20 protein-coding genes are annotated in these 20,731 nt (G+C 65.5%); 14 read left to right on the forward strand and 6 right to left on the reverse strand.

Annotated elements, in window-relative coordinates:
* Nucleotides 1-242: 242 nt before the first annotated feature.
* Complete coding sequence (locus tag VKP01_RS04855; RefSeq protein ID WP_324410812.1) at nucleotides 243-1,100, reverse strand: formyltransferase family protein; 858 nt, start codon at nucleotides 1,098-1,100, stop codon at nucleotides 243-245.
* Nucleotides 1,101-1,223: 123 nt separating this feature from the next.
* Here VKP01_RS04855 and VKP01_RS04860 point away from each other — a divergent pair, with 123 nt between their 5' ends.
* Nucleotides 1,224-2,819 carry a cryptochrome/photolyase family protein gene (locus VKP01_RS04860; RefSeq protein WP_324410814.1) on the forward strand — a complete coding sequence of 532 codons (1,596 nt, stop codon included), beginning with the start codon at nucleotides 1,224-1,226 and terminating at the stop codon, nucleotides 2,817-2,819.
* 158 nt (nucleotides 2,820-2,977) lie between these two features.
* Nucleotides 2,978-3,616 (forward strand): class I SAM-dependent methyltransferase, encoded by a 639-nt coding sequence (locus VKP01_RS04865; protein WP_324410816.1) that lies wholly within the window; start codon nucleotides 2,978-2,980, stop codon nucleotides 3,614-3,616.
* A gap of 95 nt (nucleotides 3,617-3,711) precedes the next feature.
* Here the strand turns inward: VKP01_RS04865 and VKP01_RS04870 are convergent, their stop codons facing one another.
* Both VKP01_RS04870 and VKP01_RS04875 read right to left on the reverse strand, forming a co-directional pair.
* On the reverse strand, nucleotides 3,712-5,052 hold the full coding sequence (locus VKP01_RS04870) for a lipopolysaccharide biosynthesis protein (protein WP_324410817.1): 1,341 nt from the start codon (nucleotides 5,050-5,052) through the stop codon (nucleotides 3,712-3,714).
* Nucleotides 5,049-6,311, reverse strand: a complete 1,263-nt coding sequence (locus VKP01_RS04875; RefSeq protein WP_324410819.1) for a hypothetical protein — start codon at nucleotides 6,309-6,311, stop codon at nucleotides 5,049-5,051. Before VKP01_RS04875 ends, VKP01_RS04870 begins: the two co-directional genes overlap by 4 nt.
* Nucleotides 6,312-6,606: 295 nt before the next feature.
* On the opposite strand from VKP01_RS04875, the gene VKP01_RS04880 reads away from it, so the two are divergent.
* From VKP01_RS04880 to VKP01_RS04915, 8 genes are all read left to right on the forward strand, one after another.
* Entirely contained in the window at nucleotides 6,607-7,182 is a 576-nt protein-coding gene (locus tag VKP01_RS04880) for a DUF721 domain-containing protein (protein WP_324410821.1), read from the forward strand.
* Between the two features lie 136 nt (nucleotides 7,183-7,318).
* Complete coding sequence (locus VKP01_RS04885) at nucleotides 7,319-7,936, forward strand: DsbA family protein (RefSeq protein WP_324410824.1); 618 nt, start codon at nucleotides 7,319-7,321, stop codon at nucleotides 7,934-7,936.
* Between the two features lie 72 nt (nucleotides 7,937-8,008).
* Nucleotides 8,009-11,461 (forward strand): chromosome segregation SMC family protein, encoded by a 3,453-nt coding sequence (locus VKP01_RS04890; RefSeq protein WP_324410826.1) that lies wholly within the window; start codon nucleotides 8,009-8,011, stop codon nucleotides 11,459-11,461.
* Nucleotides 11,462-11,636: 175 nt separating this feature from the next.
* Nucleotides 11,637-12,050, forward strand: coding sequence for an AtpZ/AtpI family protein (locus tag VKP01_RS04895; protein ID WP_324410827.1), 414 nt, complete (start codon nucleotides 11,637-11,639; stop codon nucleotides 12,048-12,050).
* 100 nt (nucleotides 12,051-12,150) lie between these two features.
* A complete protein-coding gene (locus tag VKP01_RS04900) occupies nucleotides 12,151-12,900 on the forward strand; it encodes a F0F1 ATP synthase subunit A (RefSeq protein ID WP_324410859.1) in 750 nt (249 codons plus the stop codon).
* 56 nt (nucleotides 12,901-12,956) lie between these two features.
* Entirely contained in the window at nucleotides 12,957-13,196 is a 240-nt protein-coding gene (locus VKP01_RS04905) for a F0F1 ATP synthase subunit C (protein WP_324410829.1), read from the forward strand.
* Nucleotides 13,197-13,321: 125 nt separating this feature from the next.
* Nucleotides 13,322-13,861 carry a F0F1 ATP synthase subunit B' gene (locus tag VKP01_RS04910; RefSeq protein ID WP_324410831.1) on the forward strand — a complete coding sequence of 180 codons (540 nt, stop codon included), beginning with the start codon at nucleotides 13,322-13,324 and terminating at the stop codon, nucleotides 13,859-13,861.
* A gap of 16 nt (nucleotides 13,862-13,877) precedes the next feature.
* Entirely contained in the window at nucleotides 13,878-14,372 is a 495-nt protein-coding gene (locus VKP01_RS04915; RefSeq protein ID WP_324410833.1) for an ATP F0F1 synthase subunit B, read from the forward strand.
* 100 nt (nucleotides 14,373-14,472) lie between these two features.
* Here VKP01_RS04915 and VKP01_RS04920 read toward each other — a convergent pair whose 3' ends face one another.
* The 3 genes from VKP01_RS04920 to VKP01_RS04930 all read right to left on the reverse strand — a co-directional run bounded on the left by VKP01_RS04920 (nucleotide 14,473) and on the right by VKP01_RS04930 (nucleotide 16,859).
* Entirely contained in the window at nucleotides 14,473-15,096 is a 624-nt protein-coding gene (locus tag VKP01_RS04920) for a 2-dehydro-3-deoxy-6-phosphogalactonate aldolase (protein WP_324410834.1), read from the reverse strand.
* A 149-nt stretch (nucleotides 15,097-15,245) separates the two neighbouring features.
* Nucleotides 15,246-15,953: a transglutaminase-like cysteine peptidase gene (locus VKP01_RS04925; RefSeq protein WP_324410836.1), complete on the reverse strand. Its 708-nt coding sequence runs from the start codon at nucleotides 15,951-15,953 to the stop codon at nucleotides 15,246-15,248.
* A gap of 264 nt (nucleotides 15,954-16,217) precedes the next feature.
* A complete protein-coding gene (locus tag VKP01_RS04930; RefSeq protein ID WP_324410838.1) occupies nucleotides 16,218-16,859 on the reverse strand; it encodes a transglutaminase-like cysteine peptidase in 642 nt (213 codons plus the stop codon).
* A gap of 291 nt (nucleotides 16,860-17,150) precedes the next feature.
* On the opposite strand from VKP01_RS04930, the gene VKP01_RS04935 reads away from it, so the two are divergent.
* From VKP01_RS04935 to VKP01_RS04950, 4 genes are read left to right on the forward strand one after another with little or no spacing between them, the layout of a single operon-like run.
* Complete coding sequence (locus VKP01_RS04935) at nucleotides 17,151-18,899, forward strand: glycosyltransferase family 39 protein (protein ID WP_324410840.1); 1,749 nt, start codon at nucleotides 17,151-17,153, stop codon at nucleotides 18,897-18,899.
* Entirely contained in the window at nucleotides 18,896-19,642 is a 747-nt protein-coding gene (locus VKP01_RS04940) for a glycosyltransferase family 2 protein (protein ID WP_324410842.1), read from the forward strand. Before VKP01_RS04935 ends, VKP01_RS04940 begins: the two co-directional genes overlap by 4 nt.
* A complete protein-coding gene (locus VKP01_RS04945; RefSeq protein ID WP_324410844.1) occupies nucleotides 19,639-19,974 on the forward strand; it encodes a lipid-A-disaccharide synthase N-terminal domain-containing protein in 336 nt (111 codons plus the stop codon). The genes VKP01_RS04940 and VKP01_RS04945 overlap by 4 nt, the downstream gene beginning before the upstream one ends.
* Nucleotides 19,975-19,984: 10 nt before the next feature.
* Nucleotides 19,985-20,617 carry a pyridoxamine 5'-phosphate oxidase family protein gene (locus VKP01_RS04950; protein WP_324410846.1) on the forward strand — a complete coding sequence of 211 codons (633 nt, stop codon included), beginning with the start codon at nucleotides 19,985-19,987 and terminating at the stop codon, nucleotides 20,615-20,617.
* The last annotated feature ends 114 nt before the right edge of the window (nucleotides 20,618-20,731 follow it).

Raw genomic sequence — 20,731 nt, forward strand, 5'->3', positions numbered from 1 at the left:
GTGCCGCCTCAGACAAAAACCGCAGGCAAGATATAACAAGAACAAATATATAGAGCGCCTGCTCCGGTCGGCTGCGACGCAGAGGGGCGCACACAAATTCAAAGCGCTACACTGTCCTATTTCGATCAATAACGATTCATCGACATTTTGTCAATAAAATATCGGCTCGTTATGTCTGCCAGTGCGGTCATGAGCCATAAGTGGTCCAATCCCTGTTTTCGTCCTTTGGCGGTCGGATCGCATCAGGCAGATCCCTGGAACTCACGCTGATGCAGCGGTAACGGATTCCAGCGTGTGAGGACCACGAACCCGTCGCGCGTCGTCACGGTGAGGTGGCCGCCATGGTCATGCACAACGAGGCCCGGCGGCAATGTGTGTGCCTCCTGCCAGCCGCAGGCGGTCGCAACGTGATAATCGTGGCCGTCAAGGCGCGCGATGGTCTCGACCCGCCCGAAGGCGCGCACCGTGGCAAGCACGGCCCGCGTCCCCGCCTCGAAACGCAGGCGCCGATCCGCATCGCTCGGGCGCTGCCAGTAGCTCCCCGGCCCCTGGGGCTCGGCGGTGTGCCAATGTGCCGGCAAATCCTGCGCGAGACGCGCCGCAAGCCGGCCTGCAGCGAACTGGCAGCGGATCATGACGCTGTCGAGGGTATCGCTGTCCTCGACGGGGAAGCGTTCGCGTCCGAGAATATCGCCGGTATCGAAATCATGGGCGAGCTTGTGCGCGCTCACGCCCCATTCGCGGCGCCCCTCCAGCAGAGCGCGAATCACCGGAAAGGGGCCGCGCGCCTCGGGCAGGAGCGAGGGGTGGATGTTGAAGGCGTAGGGGAGCACCCCTTCCCAGCCGGTGACCCGCCATTTGTAACCGGCGACGACGAGACACGTTACGCCGTCATTGGCCAGCGCGGCGATATCCGCCGGCGTGATCCGCGTTTCCTGCACCGGAATGGCGCATTGCCGGGCGATGGCGATCACCCGGTCGTTGAAATCGACGAGCCCGTCGCAGGGGCGGGTGAACAGCTTGTGCGGCGTCCAGCCGCATTGCAGCAGGGCCTCGAAGGCCGGTGCCAGCATGTCAATCCCGGCAAAGGCGAAACGCATGGGGCAGTCCCTTTATTCGAATGCTGCGCCGAGCATGCTGGAAACATGGTCCGCGCGCCATATCTGAGACGCCATCATCCGGGATAAGAGCACAATATCTGGTTACGAACGGGAGCCGATGCGATGAGCCGGGGCGGTGGGGAGACACACGAGGGCGGCGGCGGCCAGGCTCGGCAACGGGGCAGCCTGCGCCTTGTCCTGGGCGACCAGCTCACCCCCGATATCGCCGCGCTCCGAGATATCGATCGCGAACAAGACGTCGTGCTGATGGTCGAGGTACATGACGAGACCGTCTATGTCCCCCACCACAAGCAGAAAATCGCCTTCCTTCTCTCAGCGATGCGCCACTTCGCGCAGGAATTGCGCGGCGACGGGATCACGGTCGATTACGTCAGTCTGGAGGCGCAAGAGAATGCCGGCTCCTTCACCGGTGAAGTGATGCGCGCCGTCGCCCGCCACCATCCCGAGCGTCTGATCGTGACCGAGCCGGGCGAATGGCGGGTCTGGCAGATGATGCAGGATTGGCGCGAGGAATGCGCGGTCCCGGTCGAGATCCGCGAGGATGACCGTTTTATCTGCTCGCGCGCCGAATTCGCCGACTGGGCGGAGGGCCGCAAGAGCTATCGCATGGAATTCTTCTACCGCGAGATGCGTCGCAAGACGGGTTTACTGATGAGGGAGGATGGCGAACCCGAGGGGGGAGCCTGGAATTTCGATGCCGAGAATCGCAAGAAGCTGCCGGCCAGGATCAAGGTTCCGAAAGCCACCGCCTTTCGTCCCGACGCCATCACGCAGGACGTGCTCGCCCTCGTCGAACGCCGCTTCGGCAATCATTTCGGTGATCTCGAAGGCTTCGCCTGGGCGGTGACCCGCAAGGATGCGCGCACGGCGCTGACACGCTTCGTCAATGAGCGGCTGGACAATTACGGCGACTACCAGGACGCCATGAAGCGCGACGAGCCCTTTCTCTTCCACGCGGTGATCGCGCCTTATCTCAATGCCGGCCTGCTCACTGCGCGGGAGGTCTGCGTCGCGGTCGAGGAGGCCTATCGCGCGGGGCGGGCGCCGCTGAATGCGGTGGAAGGATTCATCCGGCAGGTGATCGGCTGGCGCGAATACGTGCGCGGCATCTACTGGCTGAAGATGCCCGATTATGCCGGGACCAACGCGCTTGAAGCAAAGCGCAAGCTGCCGGATTTCTACTGGAGCGCGGATACGCCGATGGCCTGCCTGCGTGCCTGCGTCGAGGAGACGCGGGCCAACGCCTATGCGCATCACATTCAACGATTGATGGTGCTCGGCAATTTCGCCCTGCTCGCCGGTATCACGCCACGCGAGGTGCAGGAATGGTATCTGCTGGTCTATGCCGATGCCTATGAATGGGTCGAGCTGCCCAATGTCCACGGCATGGTGCTTTTCGCCGATGGCGGGCTGCTGGCCTCCAAACCCTACGCCGCGTCGGGCGCCTATATCGATCGCATGTCGGATTACTGCAAGGGCTGCGCTTACGACGTGCGCGCCAAAACCGGCGAGAAGGCCTGCCCGTTCAACTATCTCTACTGGAACTTCCTGATCGAGAACGAAGACCGCCTCTCCGGCAACCCGCGCATGGGCATGCCCTACCGCAATCTCGCACGCATGAGCGAAGCGCGCCGCGAAGAGATCGTTGCTGATGCAAGGCGGTTTCTGGAGGAGGTGGGGGCTTTGGTGGATGAATGAAACACTGCGGCGGGGCCGGGCTGAAACGTCGTGATCGTGCCGTCAGCGCTTCTGCGTTCGCGCCAACTCATCGGCGCTGATGAATATGATGCATTTCGATTCCGGCAGTCTTTATTGTCTCTGCATATGCTTGAGGTTTCGCCGAAAGGGATTCAGCGATGACATTGGCAAGTGATATGCGGTTCTGGGACCGCGCAGCGCGGAAATATGCGAAGGCGAAAATCGGCGATCCGGTTGGCTATGAACGCACGATCAAGCGGGTTCGTGCCCTGCTGGCGCCGCATGATCGCGTTCTGGAACTGGGGTGCGGAACCGGAACGACGGCGCTTCGCCTCGCTCCGGGGGTACAAAGCTATCTCGCGACGGACATTTCCCCGAAGATGATCGCGATTGCTGAAGAAAAGCATGCCGCCGGACCGATCGCGTGGTTGAGTTTCCGGTCGGAAACCGCGCAATCCCTTTCGGAGTCGGCGACACCATTCACAACCGTACTCGGCTTCAACTACCTGCATCTGATCCGGGATCTTCCCGGCACCCTCCGCCATGTGCACGACCTTCTCGCACCGCAGGGTTTGTTCATCTCCAAGACACCCTGCCTCGGTGATATGAACATTCTGATCCGCGGCGCCTTGCTGCCGGCGATGCGAGCCGTCGGAAAGGCGCCGCATGTCACAGTATTTCGCGCAGACGCGTTGAGCGCGCAGATTCAAGCGGCAGGGTTCGAGATCCTTGCCAGCGAGGGACACGCAACCAGAGGCCGGGACACCCGGCCGTTCATCGTGGCGCGCAAGCGATGATTCCTGCCCGGAAGTCAGCTCGGACGGGCTGATCCAGCGCCTCGTCCGGCACGGGAAGATGCGGGTGCAGGCGGAAGTGTCCTGCACCCAGACGCTCAGGCGTCGCGGCGGGCTCTCGTCACCAGCGGCACACACCAGAAGCCGAGTGAGCGGCGTGCGAGCAGGGCCATGGAGAGGCTGGCTGCCGTCGTCGTGGCGAAGAAGGCCCATGCCGCGCCCCAGATCCCGAGGGCCGGTATCAGAACGAGGTTGAGGCCGATGCAAAGTACGGCGCAAGCCGTCAGCAGCAGCGCCAGATGCTTCTGGTGATCGGTCATGATGAGCAGCACCCGGATCGGGCCCGTCGTTGCCTGGACGATATAGGCCGCGATCAGGAGCAGCAGCGGGCCGGAAGCTTCACGGAAGCCCGCGCCGAACAGATCGAGCAGGAACGGGCCCGCCAGCGCCAGCCCGGTCGCCGCAGCGAGGGTCGGCCACAATGTCAGCCCGCAAAAGCGCCGGCTGGTTTCCTCGAAACGATCGCTGGCGCCCTGCGCGGCCAGCGCGGCGAGGCGCCCCTGTGCCACCGCCGAGACGGCGAAGAAGACGTAGGAGGTCAGCGCCGCGAGCTTGGCGGCGGCGAAATAGGCGCCACCGGTTTCCGGCGAGGCCAGAATATTCAGAAGAAAGATATCAACCGAAGCCACGATGAGCAGATACGCATCCGAGACCAGCACGCCCGCCGATACGCCGCTCCAGCGACGCTTCTGCCAGGACGGGGGCCAGACACGCCAGGCGCTGCGCAACCGCCATGTCGCGATCGCCCACTGGATGATCCAGGCGCCGATCACGGCGACGAGGCTCGCCCACATGGCCGTCGCCGCATCGGCTGCGGCCCCGATGCCGATCAGCGCGGCAATGCCGGCCAGAAGCAGCGCAGGCCGCAGCAGCATGCCGGGGAGATAGGCCAGCGCCGCAGAGCCTGCGGCGCGGGTCAGCCCCTTGCCGATATCAATCTGCGCCAGCAACGGCACGGCCAGCGCGCCGACGAGAAGCGCGTCGATCTGCGCCGGGCCGAGGCCGATGGCGGGGCGCGTCGCGATGAGCATGGTCGCCAGCATGGCGACGAGGCCGAGCCCGAAGGCTACGGCTTGCGAGAACAGGATCAGGCCCAGCAGGGATTGCCGGTCGTCTTGCGTGCGATAGGCGGAAGCGAACCGCGTCGTCGTCGATGCGAGGCCCGCCTGCGCCAGCGCCGCCGCGAGCGCTGCCCAGACCCAGGCGTTGGAAAATGCCCCGAACCCGGCAAGCCCGAGCCAGCGGGCCGCGATCAGCTGGCTGAGCAGAGTCAGCCCCGCCCCGCTCACGCGGATCGCGAATGCGGCTGCGGCATCCATGCGATCGGCATCGCGCAACCTGTCGCGCAATCCGCCGGCCAGGGCGGTGAAGGCCGTCATGAACCGGTCTGCCCGGCGTTGCGCCGCTCTGCGGCACCGCTGCGCTTCGCGCGCCAGCGGTTGATCGCCATCCGCCCCGCGCCGGTGATCTCCAGCACCCCCGGCATCAGATCATCCTGCACGAGCGTATCCGAGCGTTCGCGTCCCCATGCCGCCAGAATCGGGTGGGCCGCCAGTGCCGAGAGATCGCGTGCCGCTTCGAGAACTCCGTGGCCACCGATGGCTTCCCGACCGATATTGCGGGCGTCGTGCAGTAGATTGCGCGCGCATATCCCGGCCGGATAGGCGACCTGAGGATGGGTGATGCCGTGCACGATCTGATCATACTGGAACAGCGGGAAATCGACACCGAGCGAGACCGGAAGCGGCAGCGAGCCCCAGAAGCGGGCATTGGCTTCGAGCAGCACATGGCGCCCGTCGGGCCGGCGACGGAATTCGAACATGCATACGCCGGAAAAGTGCAGCCGCTCCACCATCGCCGCGACGGCGGCACCCAGTTCCGGATCCGGCGCCTCGCTCATCCGCAGGGAACTGCCGCCGGTCGCGGCTTCCCGCAGGCGGCAATGCTGAAAGGCCTGGGTCACGACGCCCTCATGGGCAAGGACCGAATAGCCCACCCCGGTACCCGGTATGGCCGCCTCGGCGAGCCAGCCGGACGGCTCGGCAATGCGTGACAGGGCCCTGGAAAGGGCCTCGGGCGTATCGACGCGCATGACGCTGCCGCGCTCGCCGAGACTTCCCGGCTCATAGGAGTGCCGGGGTTTGAGGTAGAGCGGCAGGCCGAGCCTGTCGGCGAGCGATTTTGCGCTGTCGCCGTGACCCATCGCGCAGCCGGGCGCGACCCGGATACCGAGTTCTTCGGCGAGAGCCCGCGTCTGCGCCTTGTCAAAGAGTTGTGCCGCCGCATCCGTCGGTTCGGGGCGCGCGATCATCTGACCGGCGAATGTCTCGGGAGCGCTTTCGATCAGGATGATCCCGCGGTCGCAGCATGGGATGACGAGGTCGAAGTGCCAGCGTGCGAGGATCTCCGCAGCAGCTTCCACCCAGCTCTGCATCCTGGTGTTGCGCGGCAATTGGTGGACCCGGGCAACGTATCTTGAATGTGTCGTAGGGGAATGCCAGTTGAACGGCGCAATATGCACTTCCTTGCCGGCGCGCCCGAGCGATCTCACCACTGCCAGCGTCGCGCGCGTGTCGTCACCAATCACCAGGACCCGCTCCGAATCCTGTGACTGTCGTTGCGAAACCCTACTGGCCATTGTCGTTGTCATGAGATCATACGCACATGAAGACGTAAAAATCGCGTTACAGAACTTACGCAGGGTCATGCCGATTCGTGACGCAGTGCATGCGCCGGGTGATCACCATCGGCGTGCCGATGCGTGAAAAGCGCATGAACCGATCCGCTCGTCGCGCTTGACAAGGGCGCCGCCCGGCTTGACGTTGATGGCTATCGAGGCTGGCGGACCGTGCGCAACGAAGCGGCGCTGAAGATACGGCTCGCCCGCCCGGCTCCGTCGCGTGGCGCGCAACCTGTGCAAGGTTTCCAAAGTCATGGTCGCAGATGAACCCGCTCGGACCCGGCACCTCTCGCATGACAGTCGCGCAGCTCGCCTCGCGCGCCGCCCTGCGCAAGCGAAAGCGCTTGCGGAACTGCTCGACGGCTGCATGGCGCCGGCTCTGGCGAAACAGGGATTTGCTTCCGGCGACGTGATCGCGGCATGGCCGGAAATCGTCGGCTCCCATCTGGCTGCCTTCTCCCAGCCGGTGAAGCTCGAATGGCCGCGTCGACGCGGCCCGCGTGATCCCGAGCGCCCCCCCGATCCGGCGACTCTCGTGGTGCGCGTCGAAGGGGCCTTTGCGCTGGATTTCCAGCAATCCGTGCCACTCGTGATCGAGCGCCTCAACGCCCATTACGGCTGGGCCTGTATCGGGCGCGTCGTGATTCGCCAGGGCCCGGTGACGCGCCCGCCCGAGCGCGTGGCCGCGCCGGCGCCGGCGGATCCGGAGACGGCACGGATGGTCGCCGCCAAAGTCGACGCCATCGACGATCCCGGCCTGCGCGCGGCGCTGGCGCGCTTCGGCGAGGCGGTGATCGCGGGCAAGGGCGGGCGCCATGGCGGGCGGTGAGTGCGCGCGGTACACGATACTGTGAGCCGCGCGGGACTTGCGCGCCGGGGCGCATTCTTGCCACAAGGCTCGTCAGAATGAATTCCGGTGGATTTGTGCGCGGTCTGCCCGTGCGCGCTCAGCGAAAGGAAGTGCAATGATCAATCGGCGTCACGCAATGGGTCTTCTGGCCGGTGCCGGGGCCGCGAGCCTCACATTCGGCCATGCAGCGTTTGCCGACAATCATGAAGCGGATGCCGGAGAATGGCGGGAAATGATGGTCGGCAGCCCGGATGCGTCGGTCGAGATCATCGAATACGCGTCGCTGACCTGTCCGCATTGCGCGAATTTCCGCACCAATACCTATCCGCTCCTGCGCGAGCGCTATGTCGATAATGGTCAGGTGCGCATGATCCTGCGCGAATTCCCCCTCGATCCGCTCGCAATGGCCGGGTTCATGCTCGCGCGCTGCGACGAGGAGCAGTATTTTCCGATCGTGAACATGCTGTTCGAGACCCAGCGGCAATGGGCTTTTGGCGACCGCCCGCTCGACGAACTCGCAGGAATGATGCGTCAGGTGGGTTTCTCACAGGAAAAATTCGAATCCTGCTTGCGTGATCAGGCGACCTATGACGGCATCATGGCTGTCACCGAGGAAGGTCGGGAGCAGGGTGTGAATTCAACCCCGACCTTCATCGTCGACGGCGAGATACATCGCGGAGCGTTGTCGATTGATCAGTTCGAGGAAATCCTCGCACCCAAACTCGACGGCTGACCCTCTCAGCCGTGATGATGGCGCGCGGCGCGCGCGCCCCCGGGATTCCGCTCTCTGGGGGAGGGCGCGCCGATGCAACTGACGCGCTTGCGCATCGTCGGATTCAAGAGTTTCGTCGAGCCGACGGAATTCCTGATCGAGCCCGGGTTGACCGGTGTGATCGGCCCCAATGGCTGCGGCAAGTCCAATCTCGTCGAGGCCCTGCGCTGGGTTATGGGCGAGAGCTCCTATAAAAGCATGCGCGCCTCGGGCATGGATGACGTCATCTTCGGCGGCTCGGGCCATCGCCCGGCGCGCAATACGGCGGAAGTCACGGTCAGCGTCGACAATGCCGACCGCACCGCCCCCGCCGCCTTCAACGACGCTGAAATCCTCGAAATCTCGCGCAAGATCACCCGCGAATCCGGCTCCACCTATCGCATCAACGGGCGCGAAGTGCGCGCGCGCGATGTGCAACTGCTCTTCGCCGATGCAGCGACCGGGGCACGCTCCGCCGCCATGGTGCGTCAGGGGCAGATCAGCGAGATCATCGCCGCCAAGCCGCAGGCGCGCCGGCGCATTCTGGAGGATGCTGCCGGCATTGCCGGGCTGCATGCACGCCGCCACGAGGCGGAGCTGCGCCTGCGGGCGGCGGAGGAAAATCTCTCCCGCGTCGAGGACGTGCTCGGCCAGATCGACCAGCAGGCCGACAGTCTCAAACGTCAGAGCCGGCAGGCGACGCGCTATCGCACGCTCTCAGCCGATATTCGCCGGCTTGAGGCCACGCTCCAACTGATCGGTTATCGCGAGGCGCGCGCGGAGGCGGTGGAGGCGGAAAACGCGCTCTCCGCCATCACGGCAGAGGTCGCGACGCGCAGCGCTGAGCAGACGGAGGCCGCCCGGCTGCAGGCCATCGCGGCGCATGCGCTGCCCGGTCTGCGCGAGAAGGAGGCGCAGGCCGCTGCAGCCTTGCAGCGGCTCGTGCTCGCACGCACCGAACTCGAAGCTGAGGAAACGCGTTCCCGCGATCGTGCCCAGGCTCTGGAGCGCCGCCTCGTCGAGCTTGAGCGTGACGGTGAGCGCCAGCAGGCGCTGATCACCGATGCGCAGACGAGTATCGCGCGGCTGCGCGAGGAGGCCGAGGGGCTCGGTTCCGACGGCCCGCAGGCCCGGGCCGCGCGGGAGGCGGCAGAGGCGCTGTGCGCGGAGCGTGACGCGGCCCTTGCGGAGGCGGAGGAGGCGTTCAGCGCCGCCCAGTCCGCGATGTCGGATCTCAATGCACGCCGCGCCGGGCTCGAACGCAGCGCCCGCGAGGAGGCCGAGCGCGCCGCCCGCTATACCCGCCAGCGGGCCGAGATCGCAGCCCAGCATGCAGCGCTCGCCGACTCGGGCGCTGCCGCCGATCTCGAGACCCTGCGCGCGGCGCATGAGGAGGCGTCGGAACGCGCCGACGAGGCTGATACCCGCGCCGCGAGCGCCCGCGAAGCGCTGGTTGCGGCCCGCGATGCGGAGAGCGCGGCGCGTGGGCCGCTCGCCGAAGCCGAGCGCCGGGCGCAAAAGCTCGAAACCGAAGCAGCGACGCTTGCCAAGTTCTTCGCCGCTCCAGATGGCGACGGGCATGCACCGATGCTGGACGCGGTCAGTGTCGAAAGGGGCTACGAGATCGCGCTCGGGGCTGCGCTTGGCGAAGATCTCCAGGCCGCGCAGGACGAGTCGGCGCCGATTCGCTGGTGCCTGCTCGACAGCGAGGGCGATCCCGCCCTGCCTGACGGCGTGACGCCGCTCTTTGAGCATGTCGAAGCGCCGCCGGCGCTGGCACGCGTGCTCGCGCAGATCGGCGTGGTCGATCGCGAGACCGGCGCCCGGCTGTACCCGCGCCTCGCCACGGGGCAGATGCTCGTCACGCCCGGGGGGGACCTGTGGCGTTGGGACGGTTATGCTGCCGCAGCCGATGCACCCTCCGCCGCCGCAAGGCGTCTGGCCGAGCGCAACCGGCTGGGTGATCTGCAGCGCGCGGCGGCGCAGGCGCGTGACGAGGCGGATCTCGCCCGGCGCGATCTCGATTTCGCCCAGGCCTCCGCCCGTGCTGCGGCGTCGGGCGAGAATCAGGCGATGGAAGCGGCCCGTCAGGCGCGGCGCCTGCGCGACGACGCCGCCGCGCGGCGCTCCGAGGCCGAGAGGGCGGACGCCGACAGGATTGCGCGCCTGGCGGGGCTCGAAGACGCACTTGCACGGCTCGATGCCGATCTGGAAGAGGCCGAGAGCCGCGCCGGGGAGGCGCGTGAGGCGCTTGATGACCTCACCCCTGCGCCCGAACTGGAGGCGCGCCTTCAGGAGGCGCGGCTTTCTGCCGCACAGGCGCGTGCCGAAGCCGCCGAGGCGCGCGCCACGATGCAAGGCCTGATGCGTGAGGCGGAACTCGCGGAGAGCCGCCGCAAGGCGATCGCGCTCGAAATCGGCAATTGGAGCGAACGTGCCGAGAATGCCCGCGCGGCGCTCGAAGATGTCGACGAGCGCGTCGCGGCGGCGCGCGAGGAACTCGAAGTCCTGCGCGAGGCGCCGGACGATTTCCACATGCGCCGCCGGCGTCTCGAAGGCGAGATCGAGGTGGCCGAGGCGGCCCGCCGCGACGCCGCCGACCGGCTGGCCGAGGGCGAGACGGCGCAGGCCGAGACCGACAGGACCGCCCGCGAGGCGCTCGCCGCCCTCTCATCCGCGCGCGAATCAGCCGCTGCGGCGAAGGCCCGTCGCGATGCCCGGCAGACGCGGCTTACCGAACTCGACCGGGCGATCCGCGACAATCTGGAGACGACGCCGGAAGGGCTGTATCAGCTGGCCGGGCTGGAGCCGGGCACCGAGCCGCCGCCCGCCGGAGATGTCGAGGACAAACTGCTGATCCTGCGCCATGATCGCGAGCGCCTCGGCGCGGTCAATCTGCGCGCGGAAGACGAATTGCGCGAGATCGAGGAGCGGCGCGACACGCTGGGCGCCGAACGCGACGATCTGGTCGAGGCGATCAAGCGTCTGCGCCAGGCTGTGGCGAGCCTCAACCGCGAGGGGCGCGAACGCCTGCTGGCGGCTTTCGACGTGGTCAACGGCCATTTCAAGGCGCTGTTCACGACCCTGTTTGGCGGCGGTGAGGCGGAGCTGACCCTGGTTGATTCGGATGATCCGCTGGAAGCCGGGCTCGAGATCCTGGCGCGTCCGCCGGGCAAGAAGCCGCAGACCATGACGCTGCTCTCCGGCGGCGAGCAGGCGCTGACCGCGACGGCGCTGATCTTCGCGGTGTTTCTGACGAATCCCTCGCCGATCTGCGTGCTCGACGAGGTCGATGCACCGCTCGATGATTCGAATGTCGAACGCTATTGCGATCTCCTCGACGAGATGGCCCGCACCACGCGCACGCGTTTCCTCGTGATCACGCACAATCCCATCACGATGGCGCGGATGAGCCGTCTCTACGGCGTGACCATGGCCGAGCGCGGCGTCTCGCAACTCGTCAGCGTCGATCTGGAGCAGGCGGAACAGCTGCGGGAGGCCGGTTGAAACGCTGCAGGTGCGAAACAAACCGGACGAAGTTTTCGCGCTGGGCTGATTTGCTCATATGAATCAACGAGTTAATAGTTTCGTCGTGATCCTTGACACGGTATCGAGCCCCCAATATGGTGCGCGCGGCTGACGGGGGCCGGTTTTTCTTCTTCTTCCCTCCCTTGACGGTGTCATGATGGTTGATCCGCAACGGCACGGGAATGACGAAGACGAGCCGAAACCCGGCGACGAAGCCGAACTGTCCACGAGGCTCGCGCGTCTCGACTCCCGGTTGGGCGAAATCTCGTCCGGGCAGGAGCAAGCCGCAAAAGCTGCACGGCGCAAGGCCTCCGATGCCAGCGGGCTCGGCCAGGCATTTCGCCTTTCGGCCGAGTTCATTGCCGGCGTTATCGCCGGCGGCTTCCTCGGCTGGATGTTGGACAGTTTCGCGGGTTCGTCGCCCTGGGGGTTCATCATCGGCCTGCTTTTGGGGTTCGGATCGGGCATGCTCAACATGCTGCGCGCATCCGGGGAGTTGAATCGCGGGGCGACCTCGGATAAGTCCCCCGTGTCGGTGCGGCGGCCCGAGGACGATGCGCGTAAATAAGGGTGCAGCCGCGAGAGCGCGCCTGAGGCGAAGACTGGTGTTGGCGGCCGGATGACGCATGATGTTGCGTCAATCCGGCGATTACGAGGATCCGACGACGATGGAAAGTCCGGTCAAGCAGTTCGAGATCTCCGAGATCATCCGTTTCGGCGTGATCGGTGATTCGCCTGTCGCGCTGACCAATTCCGGTCTCCACATGATCCTCATCGTCGCCTTCATCACGGGCGGCCTGATGCTTGCGACTCGGGGTACGTTGCTGGTGCCCAATCGCTGGCAGAGCTTTGCCGAGACCATCTACGAATTCGTGGCGAACATGCTGCGTGAGATGACCGGCAAGGAGGGCATGCGCTTCTTCCCCTTCGTCTTCTCGCTCTTCCTCTTCGTGCTGGTGGCGAATCTGGTGGGTATGATCCCCGGGGCCTTCACCGTCACGAGCCATATCATCATCACCTTCGCGCTGGCGATCCTGGTGATCGGCACCGTGATCGTCTACGGGCTGTTCAAGCACGGCCTCCATTTTCTCGGCCTGTTCGTGCCGTCGGGTGTGCCGGTCTGGCTCGCACCCTTCATCACCGTTATCGAGATCATCTCCTTCTTCTCGCGGCCAATTTCGCTGAGCCTGCGTCTGTTCGCCAATATGCTCGCTGGCCACATCGCGCTGAAGGTCTTCGCCGGCTTCATCGTTTCGCTGTTGTCGGTTGGCGGTATCGGCTATGCGCTGTTCCCGCTGCCCTTCCTGATGACTTTCGCGCTGATCGCTTTCGAGATCTTCATCGCGGGTCTTCAGGCCTATGTGTTCACGGTGCTCACCTGCATCTATCTCAACGACGCGCTGCATCCCGGACATTGAGGAACGGCGCACTCGTCCATACCCCCAGCTCGCCTGTCAATCTCAAGGAGTTCAACATGGAACCGGTTCAACTGGCTGAGGCCTTCAAGTATCTCGGCGCGGGTCTCGCCTGCATCGGCATGGGCGTCGCGGCGCTCGCCGTTGGCAACATCTTCGGCAACTTCCTCTCGGGCGCGCTGCGCAACCCGACTGCTTCCGACGGCCAGTTCGCGCGCGCCTTCATCGGCGCCGCACTCGCGGAAGGCCTCGGCATCTTCTGCCTCGTCGTCGCGCTGGTTCTGCTCTTCGTCGTCTGACGCTTTTCCGGTTTCGGGAAAGTGCGGCGGGGCGGCATCCGGCTGTCCCGTCGCGTGAGCCAACCAATCGCATGCGCGCCGGGCTGGCGACAGTCCGGCTAGCGCATTGAAGAGGCGTCAGCACGATGGCGATAGAAACCAGCATTGTGGTAGCTCAGGCAGCTGCCGATCAGGGCGCGTTTCCGCCTTTCCAGCCGGAAACCTTCCTTTCGCAGCTGATCTGGCTCGTGATCACCTTCACCGTGCTCTACACGTTGATGGTCCGTATCATCGCACCGCGTCTACACGGCATCATCGAGAATCGTCAGGTGACCATCGCCCGTGATCTCGACACCGCCGCCCTCGCCAAGCAGAAGGCGGAAGAGGCCGGCGAAGCTTATGAAAAGGCGCTCGCCGAGGCCAAGGCCAAGGCGCAGGCGCTCGCGCAGAAGACGCGCGACAAGCTTGCCGCCGAAAGCGAAGAAAAGCGCACGCAGCTCGAAGCGGATCTGGCCGAACGGCTCGCCAACGCGGAAAAGACCATTGCCAGCCGCAAGGCCGAGGCCATGGGTAACGTCCGCGAAATCGCCGAGGAAGCAGCGACCGCCATGGTCGAGCGCCTTTCTGGCAACGCGCCGCCGCAGGGGGCTGTCTCGGCTGCGCTCGACGCCGCGATGAAGCGCTGAAACAGGAGCCGTCATCATGAGTGCACTGTTCGCCAATACCTATTTCTGGCAGATTCTCGGCACTCTGCTGCTGGTCTGGCTGCTCTTCCGCTTCAACGTTTTCCAGAAAGTCGGGAACGGACTGGACAAGCGCGCCGAGCGGATCTCCGCAGAGCTCGAGGAAGCCCGCCGGCTGCGCGCCGAAGCCGAGGCGCTGCTTCTGGAATACGAGCGGAAGCGCGAACGGGCCGAGAGCGAGGCGACCGAGATCGTCAATGCCGCGCGCGAGGAGGCGGAACGCATCTCCAAGGAAGCCGAGGCGCGTCTCACCGATTTCATCGCGCGGCGCACCGCATCGGCTGAATCCAAGATCGCCCAGGCGGAGGAACAGGCCATGATCGAGGTACGCGATGCCGCCATCGCCTCAGCGGTCAAGGCATCCGAGACCGTGTTGCGAGGTTCCGTTCAGGGTCCGCTCGGGGATGATCTCATCAAGCAGGGCCTCCAGGATACACGGCGTACCCTGAGCTGAGCTGCGGGGCGCCCCGGCAGTGCGTCCGCTGCCATCCGATCATGAAAAGGCCGCACCGGTTTCCGGCGCGGCCTTTTTTCGAGACAGGGGGTAGCGCGTTTCAAAGAGCACGCCAGGTCCGAACCAGATGCAGCGCATTCGATGCCACCTCGTCGGCGCTCATGCCGGGCTTGTAGAGATTGGTGCCGAAGCCGAACCCGTCCGCGCCCCGCGCGTGAAAGCCGGGCATGCTCTGCACATCGATCCCGCCGACGGGGATGAGCCTGATGCCCGCCGGCAATACCGCGCGAATATCCCTGAGGTAATCCGGCCCCATACGGGAAGCGGGGAATATCTTCAGCGCGCGCGCCCCGTTCGCCACGGCGCTGAGCGCCTCGCTGGGGGTCAGGCAGCCGATCAACGGGATGAGCCCGGCCGCGGCACCAGCCCGAATCACGTCCGGATCGGTATTGGGCGTCACCATCAGCTGGGCCCCGCTCTGCGCAAGCCGGCGCACCTGCGTGACGTCGAGCACGGTACCCGCACCGGTTAGCACTTCCGACGGGCAATGCGCGGCAAGCGCTTCGATGCTGTCGAAGGCGCGCGGCGAGTTCAGAGGTACCTCAATGAGCCGGAAACCCGCTGCCATCAGCCCGTCGGCGACCGGAATGATCTCTTCCGGCGTGATCCCCCGCAATACCGCGACGAGGGGTATATCGCGCATGGCCAGGTCGAACTTGTCCATCTGAGGGCTCCCGGGACTGCTTTATCGGCACAAACGCATGATCACGTTGTGAAACCGGCGCCACTCTAACGCTACGGAAGGCATCTTTCAGCGGGCAAGCACGCAGACGGGCATGCCGGCCCATGCGCCATCCGCATCGCCCTGCCCGTTCAGCGGCGCGTGCCCGCCACGGCTGTGGGCGAGGCCGCGACACCGCCCAGCGATACCCAGTGCGTATCATCGTGCCCCTCGCGCTTGATATAAACGTAGAGGGTCTCGTCCCAGGGCAGGACTGCGTCAGTGACGTTGTCGAGAATGAAGACGCCGCGATCGGTCCTGATCTCGAGCACGGCATGGCCTTCATTGCGCGTGTCGAGCACCACGTTCATGCGCATGGCCCGGCGCGGCAGGCCGGCATCGGCGAGGCGCCTGCGCTTGAGCAGCTGGTAATCCTCGCAATCACCATAGCCCGCCTCGGGAAAATCCCAGCTATCGGCGGTGCCCCACTGCTCCATATCGGTCATCGGGGCGATGGCGGCATTGACCTCGCGGTTGACGCGGGTGATCAGCGCCCAGATCTGCGGCGTCAGGGTAACGTGGCCAACCTCGCGCGGATCGACGGCGCATTCGATCGGATGCCGCTGGCAGAAGACGCGCCACGCCGGGATAGGGCGGGCGCCGCCGACGGGTTCAAGCGGTGTGACGCGCTCGGGCAGGGCGGTGTATTGCTGGGCCTGTGCGGGGGCAGCGCTGCTCATCATCATGGCGAGGGCGAAAGCCGCCGCGATCATGCCGGATCGCATGGTCCGCCCCCAGCCGCCGACGGCGCGCGCCGGCTCCGCCTCTACGGCGACATCCCGTCGCTGATGATCCCGCATGCCACCGGCTCCCGCATCTGCCAGACATTTTAATAAAATGTTAACCAAAGCTGACAGCCGCCGCGGGCGCGTTCAAGCCCTAAGGGGAAACACGGTTAACGCCGCGCCGTGGCGTTGCGGCGATATCACGTTCGCAAAGCGGAAGAGGTGATGAAAGGGAACGGGGCCAGCTGGCTGGCAGCTGGCCCCGTATGCGAGCCCGGTCTGGGGACGGGAGGTGGGGACGTGACCGGGGGTCGCAATCTCGTGTGTCGGCTGCGCTCCTCAGCGCGCCGCCGTGGCAGTCGGGGCCGAGGTGTGGCCGAGCGACGTCCAGGCGGTGGCGTGCTGGCTTTCGCGGGACACGTAGACATAAGGTGTCTCGTGCCAGGACACGACCTCGTCGGTGACGTTGTCGAGGATGAAATCGCCGCGATCGGTGCGGACCATCAGAACGGCGTGGCCTTCGCCCTGCTCGTCGATCACCACGGTCATGCGCATGGCGCGGCGCGACAGCCCGGCATCGGCGAGGCGCTTGCGCTTGAGCAGCTGGTAATCCTCGCAATCGCCGTAGCCCGAATAGGGGAAGGTCCAGTGATCGGGGGTGCCGTAGAGTTCCATATCGGTCCTGGCGATGATTTCCGCATTGACCGTACGGTTGACCTTGTTGATCAGCGCCCAGTTGCCGCGATCCAGCGTGATGATGGCCGCCTCGGACTTGTCGACACGGCATTCCTGCGGATTTTGCCGGCAGAAATCCACCCAGCCGGCGATGGGGCGAGCGCTACCCCGTTCGATGGTCACGCCGACGTTCCGGGCGCCCGGGGCCTGCATCGTCTCTCGGGCATCGGCGAGAACCGGCAAGGCGAGAAAAGTCCCGATAGCCAATCCGAAGATGGCGACACGTTTCGACATGGTCAAAAGCATGATCGTCTCCCTGTCCACGGGGAGACGATGGCGCATCGGTTTTGTTTGCCGCTGAAGCAGACAGTTCAAATTTTATCGAATTCCGGCATCGCCCAAACCTCTCTGTCGTCAGGGGAAATCAGCCGTCAGTGAAAAGCCTCGATTCTCGGCGATCCCGGTAAGGGCTGCTTAAGAACCTGCAATCCGTGGCCCGAGGTTATTCGGGGGTTTGACATTTCGCGCCGGATTGGAGAGATGACCGGGGTCCTTTGCCTCCTCGCCCGGATGGCGGGGAACCGGTCGGAGTCCCGCATGACGATGCCCCGCGAAAGCACTGCTTTCTCCCGTGAAGTGATCGATGTCCCCTCTGGCGCACAGCCGCAGCGGGGGCGCGGTCTGGCCGGGCGTCTGATGCTGTTCGTTGAGGGGGGGCATGCGCGTGCCTGCGCGATCCTGATGCTGATCGCCTGCGTCTGTTTCCTGCCCGGAATCAGCGGTCTGCAGCCGATGGACCGCGACGAGCCGCGTTATACGCAGGCGACGAAGCAGATGCTGGAGACGGGCGATTTCATCGATATCCGCTTCCAGGACGAGGCGCGCCACAAGAAACCCGTGGGCATCTACTGGATGCAGGCCGCGAGCGTGAGCGTCGCGGAAATGCTCGGCGTGCCGGAGGCGCGCACCAATGTCGCGATCTACCGCGTGCCCTCGATCCTCGGCGCCCTCGGTGCGGTACTCGCCACCTACTGGGCCGGGCTCGCCCTCGCCAGAAGACGTGAGGCCTTCCTCGCCGGCGCCTTCATGGCGGCCAGCCTGATCCTGATGGTCGAAGCGCGGCTCGCCAAGACCGACGCCATGCTGCTGGCCTGTATCGTCGTCGCCATGGGTGCGCTGGCGCGTGCCTATCTGGTCAAGGGCGCGGCCATCCTGCCATGGGCGCATGTGCTGTTGTTCTGGGGGGCGATCGGGCTCGGCGTTCTGATCAAGGGCCCGGTGATCGTGCTCTTCGTCGGTCTCGCCGCAGTGACCCTGAGCATCCGCGAGCGCTCCCTCGACTGGCTGCGCGCCCTGCGCCCCGGCATCGGCATCCTGATCGCTCTGGCCATCGCCGCGCCGTGGTTCATCGCCATTGCCTGGCGCGCGGGCGCCGATTTCTTCGCCGCATCGGCGGGGCAGGACATGCTGGGCAAGCTCGGCACCGCGCAGATCTACCACTGGGCGCCGCCGGGGACCTATCTCGCGCTGTTCTTTGTCACATTCTGGCCCGCCGCCATTCTCGCCTCGATCGCGGTACCCTTCGCCTGGGCGAACCGGCGGGTGGATGTCGTGGCCTTCCTGCTCGCCTGGATCGTCCCGGGCTGGATCGTCTTCGAACTGGTGCCGACCAAGCTGCCGCATTACATGATGCCGGTCTATCCGGCGATCGCGATCCTCACCGCCATGGCGATCAGCCACGGCTTCGTCGGCCCGCATCGCCCGCTGGCGCGCCCCGTCGGGATATTTCTCGCCTTTGTGCCGCTGGTGCTCGTCATCGCCCTGCCGATCGCCGGGATCCAGCTCGGTGACGGGACGCTGCTCTTCGGGATGCCGCTCGTCGTCGTGGCGGCGCTGATCGGGCTCTTCGCCTGGCGACAGTTCCTGAAGGGCCGGGTCGTGCCCGCAGCGCTGACGGCCGTCGCATCGGCCATGGTTCTGTCCATCGGTGTCTTCCAGTTCGTGCAGCCGCTGCTGCGCTCGCTGCAGGTCTCGCCTGATCTGGCCGCCGTGGCGCGCAGTCTCGATTGTGCCGATCCGGCCTTTGGAACATTGGGCTATCGCGAGCCGAGCCTCGTCTTCCTCGTGGGGACGGATCTCGCCATGCTGAATTCCGGCGCTGATGCCGTCTCTTTCCTCGAAGGAGGCGATTGCCGGATGCTCTTCGTCGAATCGCGCCAGCAGGAGCCGTTCATCGCGGCGCTACGCGAGAGCACGGCCACGCCAGCCCTGCTCACGCGGGTCGAGGGCTTCAACATCAATGGCGGACGCCCTCTCGATATCGGCGTCTACAGGGTCGCACCATGACGCTCAAGGATCATTCCCGCCCCCGTCTCAGCGTCGTCGTGCCCGTCAGGAACGAGGCGGAGAACCTGCTGCCGCTGATCACGGAGATCGAGGCGGCCTGCGCGGAGATCGACGGGTTCGAGATCGTCTATGTGGATGACGGCTCGAGCGACGAGACGCCGCGCATCCTGCGCGAGGCGATGGCGGAAAAGCCGCATCTGAAGGTGTTTCGCCATGCGCAGAGCTGTGGCCAGAGCGCTGCCGTACGCACCGGTGTGACGGGCGCCTCCGGCACCTTCTGCTGCACGATCGACGGTGACGGGCAGAACGACCCGGCCTTCATTCCCAAACTCCTCGCCGCGCTTGAGGCCGGCGGCCCGGGTGTCGGCCTCGCGGCAGGCCAGCGGCTGGGTCGCAAGGGCTTGCGCAAGCGGCTGCAATCACGGCTGGCCAATGCGGTGCGCGGCGCGATTCTGCGCGACGGTACCCGCGACAGCGGCTGCGGGCTGAAATGCTTTGCCCGCGCCACCTATCTGCGTCTGCCCTATTTCGATGCCCTGCACCGCTTCATGCCGGCGCTGATCCGGCGCGAAGGGCTCGATATCGTGCATGTTGACGTGCAGGACCGGTCGCGCTTCGCGGGCGTGTCGAATTATGGCCTGTTCGACCGGCTCTGGGTCGGTCTGCTTGATCTGATGGGCGTCTGGTGGTTGGCCCGGCGCAGGCGGCGCGTGCCGCAGGTGGAAGAGGTAACGCGTTCATGATCGCCAACCTGATCGATGATATCGGTGCGGGGCTGCACACGATCTTCATTGCCAATTTCGACATTGTCGTGTTGATCGGCCTGCTCGGGCAGCTGATGTTCACCGCCCGCTTCCTGGTGCAGTGGATCGCGAGCGAGCGCGCGGGGCGCAGTGTCATTCCGATTTCCTTCTGGTTCTTCTCGCTGGGTGGCGGCTTCATTCTGCTCGGTTATGCGATCTACCGGCAGGATCCGGTCTTCATCCTCGGCCAGTCGCTGGGCACTTTCATCTATATGCGCAACCTGATGCTGATTGCGCGTGAGCGGGCGGCGCGGGAGGGTGAATCGGGATGAGGAGGCAGCGATGAGCGAGAAGACGAAGCGGCGCGAGACCGGCCAGCCCTATCACCGCCCGGATTTCGTCGATGATCTCGATGCCACCCTGCGCCATGCCTGGGCCTGCCTGGCGCGCGGGGTGAAGGACCGGCGCTCGCCCTTCCACACCCCCACCATCGCCACGCTCGGCACGGACGGGCGCCCGCGCATGCGCACGGTGGTGCTGCGCGCCGTCGATACGAGCGCGCGCAGCCTGCGCTTCCACACCGATCAGCGCGGTCTCAAAAGCGAAGAGATTGCCAGGGACTCGCGCGTCGCCGTGCATGTCTATGACGCGCGTGGCAAGTTCCAGCTGCGCGGGGAGGGGATCGCGCAACTGCATGCGGGGGATGCTCTGGCGCAGGCGGCCTGGGACGGCTCGCGGATGATGAGCCGGGCCTGTTACGCGACACAGCCGGCCCCGGGCACCCTGATCACGGCGCCGGGCGCCTTCGCGCTGCCTGAAGACGAAGCCGCGATCGCGGCGGGAGCAGCCAATTTCTCGGCGGTGACCATCACCATCGCGGAGATCGAAACACTCTATCTCGACCATGCCGGCCACCGGCGTGCGCGTTTTCGTCTCGACCTGGATGAACGGCAGGCGCAATGGCTGGCGCCATGAGCGCGGGAGCTGCGTAAAAACGCTTGCATGACGGCTTGTCGCAGCCCTGCTTGATCATTGTCAAAGCCTGATGCGGCGGTTTCGCTTACATGTCGGAGCAATCTCGAGGATCCC

It is taken from the genome of Saliniramus sp., assembly GCF_035311605.1.
Classification (GTDB): domain Bacteria; phylum Pseudomonadota; class Alphaproteobacteria; order Rhizobiales; family Beijerinckiaceae; genus Saliniramus.

What these genes read in the sequence shown, in the direction of transcription:
- VKP01_RS04855 (WP_324410812.1), bottom strand. Translation starts at nt 1,100, where the DNA reads ATGCGTTTCGCCTTTGCCGGGATTGACATGCTGGCACCGGCCTTCGAG.
- VKP01_RS04860 (WP_324410814.1), top strand. Translation starts at nt 1,224, where the DNA reads ATGAGCCGGGGCGGTGGGGAGACACACGAGGGCGGCGGCGGCCAGGCT.
- VKP01_RS04865 (WP_324410816.1), top strand. Translation starts at nt 2,978, where the DNA reads ATGACATTGGCAAGTGATATGCGGTTCTGGGACCGCGCAGCGCGGAAA.
- VKP01_RS04870 (WP_324410817.1), bottom strand. Translation starts at nt 5,052, where the DNA reads ATGACGGCCTTCACCGCCCTGGCCGGCGGATTGCGCGACAGGTTGCGC.
- VKP01_RS04875 (WP_324410819.1), bottom strand. Translation starts at nt 6,311, where the DNA reads ATGGCCAGTAGGGTTTCGCAACGACAGTCACAGGATTCGGAGCGGGTC.
- VKP01_RS04880 (WP_324410821.1), top strand. Translation starts at nt 6,607, where the DNA reads ATGGTCGCAGATGAACCCGCTCGGACCCGGCACCTCTCGCATGACAGT.
- VKP01_RS04885 (WP_324410824.1), top strand. Translation starts at nt 7,319, where the DNA reads ATGATCAATCGGCGTCACGCAATGGGTCTTCTGGCCGGTGCCGGGGCC.
- VKP01_RS04890 (WP_324410826.1), top strand. Translation starts at nt 8,009, where the DNA reads ATGCAACTGACGCGCTTGCGCATCGTCGGATTCAAGAGTTTCGTCGAG.
- VKP01_RS04895 (WP_324410827.1), top strand. Translation starts at nt 11,637, where the DNA reads ATGATGGTTGATCCGCAACGGCACGGGAATGACGAAGACGAGCCGAAA.
- VKP01_RS04900 (WP_324410859.1), top strand. Translation starts at nt 12,151, where the DNA reads ATGGAAAGTCCGGTCAAGCAGTTCGAGATCTCCGAGATCATCCGTTTC.
- VKP01_RS04905 (WP_324410829.1), top strand. Translation starts at nt 12,957, where the DNA reads ATGGAACCGGTTCAACTGGCTGAGGCCTTCAAGTATCTCGGCGCGGGT.
- VKP01_RS04910 (WP_324410831.1), top strand. Translation starts at nt 13,322, where the DNA reads ATGGCGATAGAAACCAGCATTGTGGTAGCTCAGGCAGCTGCCGATCAG.
- VKP01_RS04915 (WP_324410833.1), top strand. Translation starts at nt 13,878, where the DNA reads ATGAGTGCACTGTTCGCCAATACCTATTTCTGGCAGATTCTCGGCACT.
- VKP01_RS04920 (WP_324410834.1), bottom strand. Translation starts at nt 15,096, where the DNA reads ATGGACAAGTTCGACCTGGCCATGCGCGATATACCCCTCGTCGCGGTA.
- VKP01_RS04925 (WP_324410836.1), bottom strand. Translation starts at nt 15,953, where the DNA reads ATGCGGGATCATCAGCGACGGGATGTCGCCGTAGAGGCGGAGCCGGCG.
- VKP01_RS04930 (WP_324410838.1), bottom strand. Translation starts at nt 16,859, where the DNA reads ATGCTTTTGACCATGTCGAAACGTGTCGCCATCTTCGGATTGGCTATC.
- VKP01_RS04935 (WP_324410840.1), top strand. Translation starts at nt 17,151, where the DNA reads ATGACGATGCCCCGCGAAAGCACTGCTTTCTCCCGTGAAGTGATCGAT.
- VKP01_RS04940 (WP_324410842.1), top strand. Translation starts at nt 18,896, where the DNA reads ATGACGCTCAAGGATCATTCCCGCCCCCGTCTCAGCGTCGTCGTGCCC.
- VKP01_RS04945 (WP_324410844.1), top strand. Translation starts at nt 19,639, where the DNA reads ATGATCGCCAACCTGATCGATGATATCGGTGCGGGGCTGCACACGATC.
- VKP01_RS04950 (WP_324410846.1), top strand. Translation starts at nt 19,985, where the DNA reads ATGAGCGAGAAGACGAAGCGGCGCGAGACCGGCCAGCCCTATCACCGC.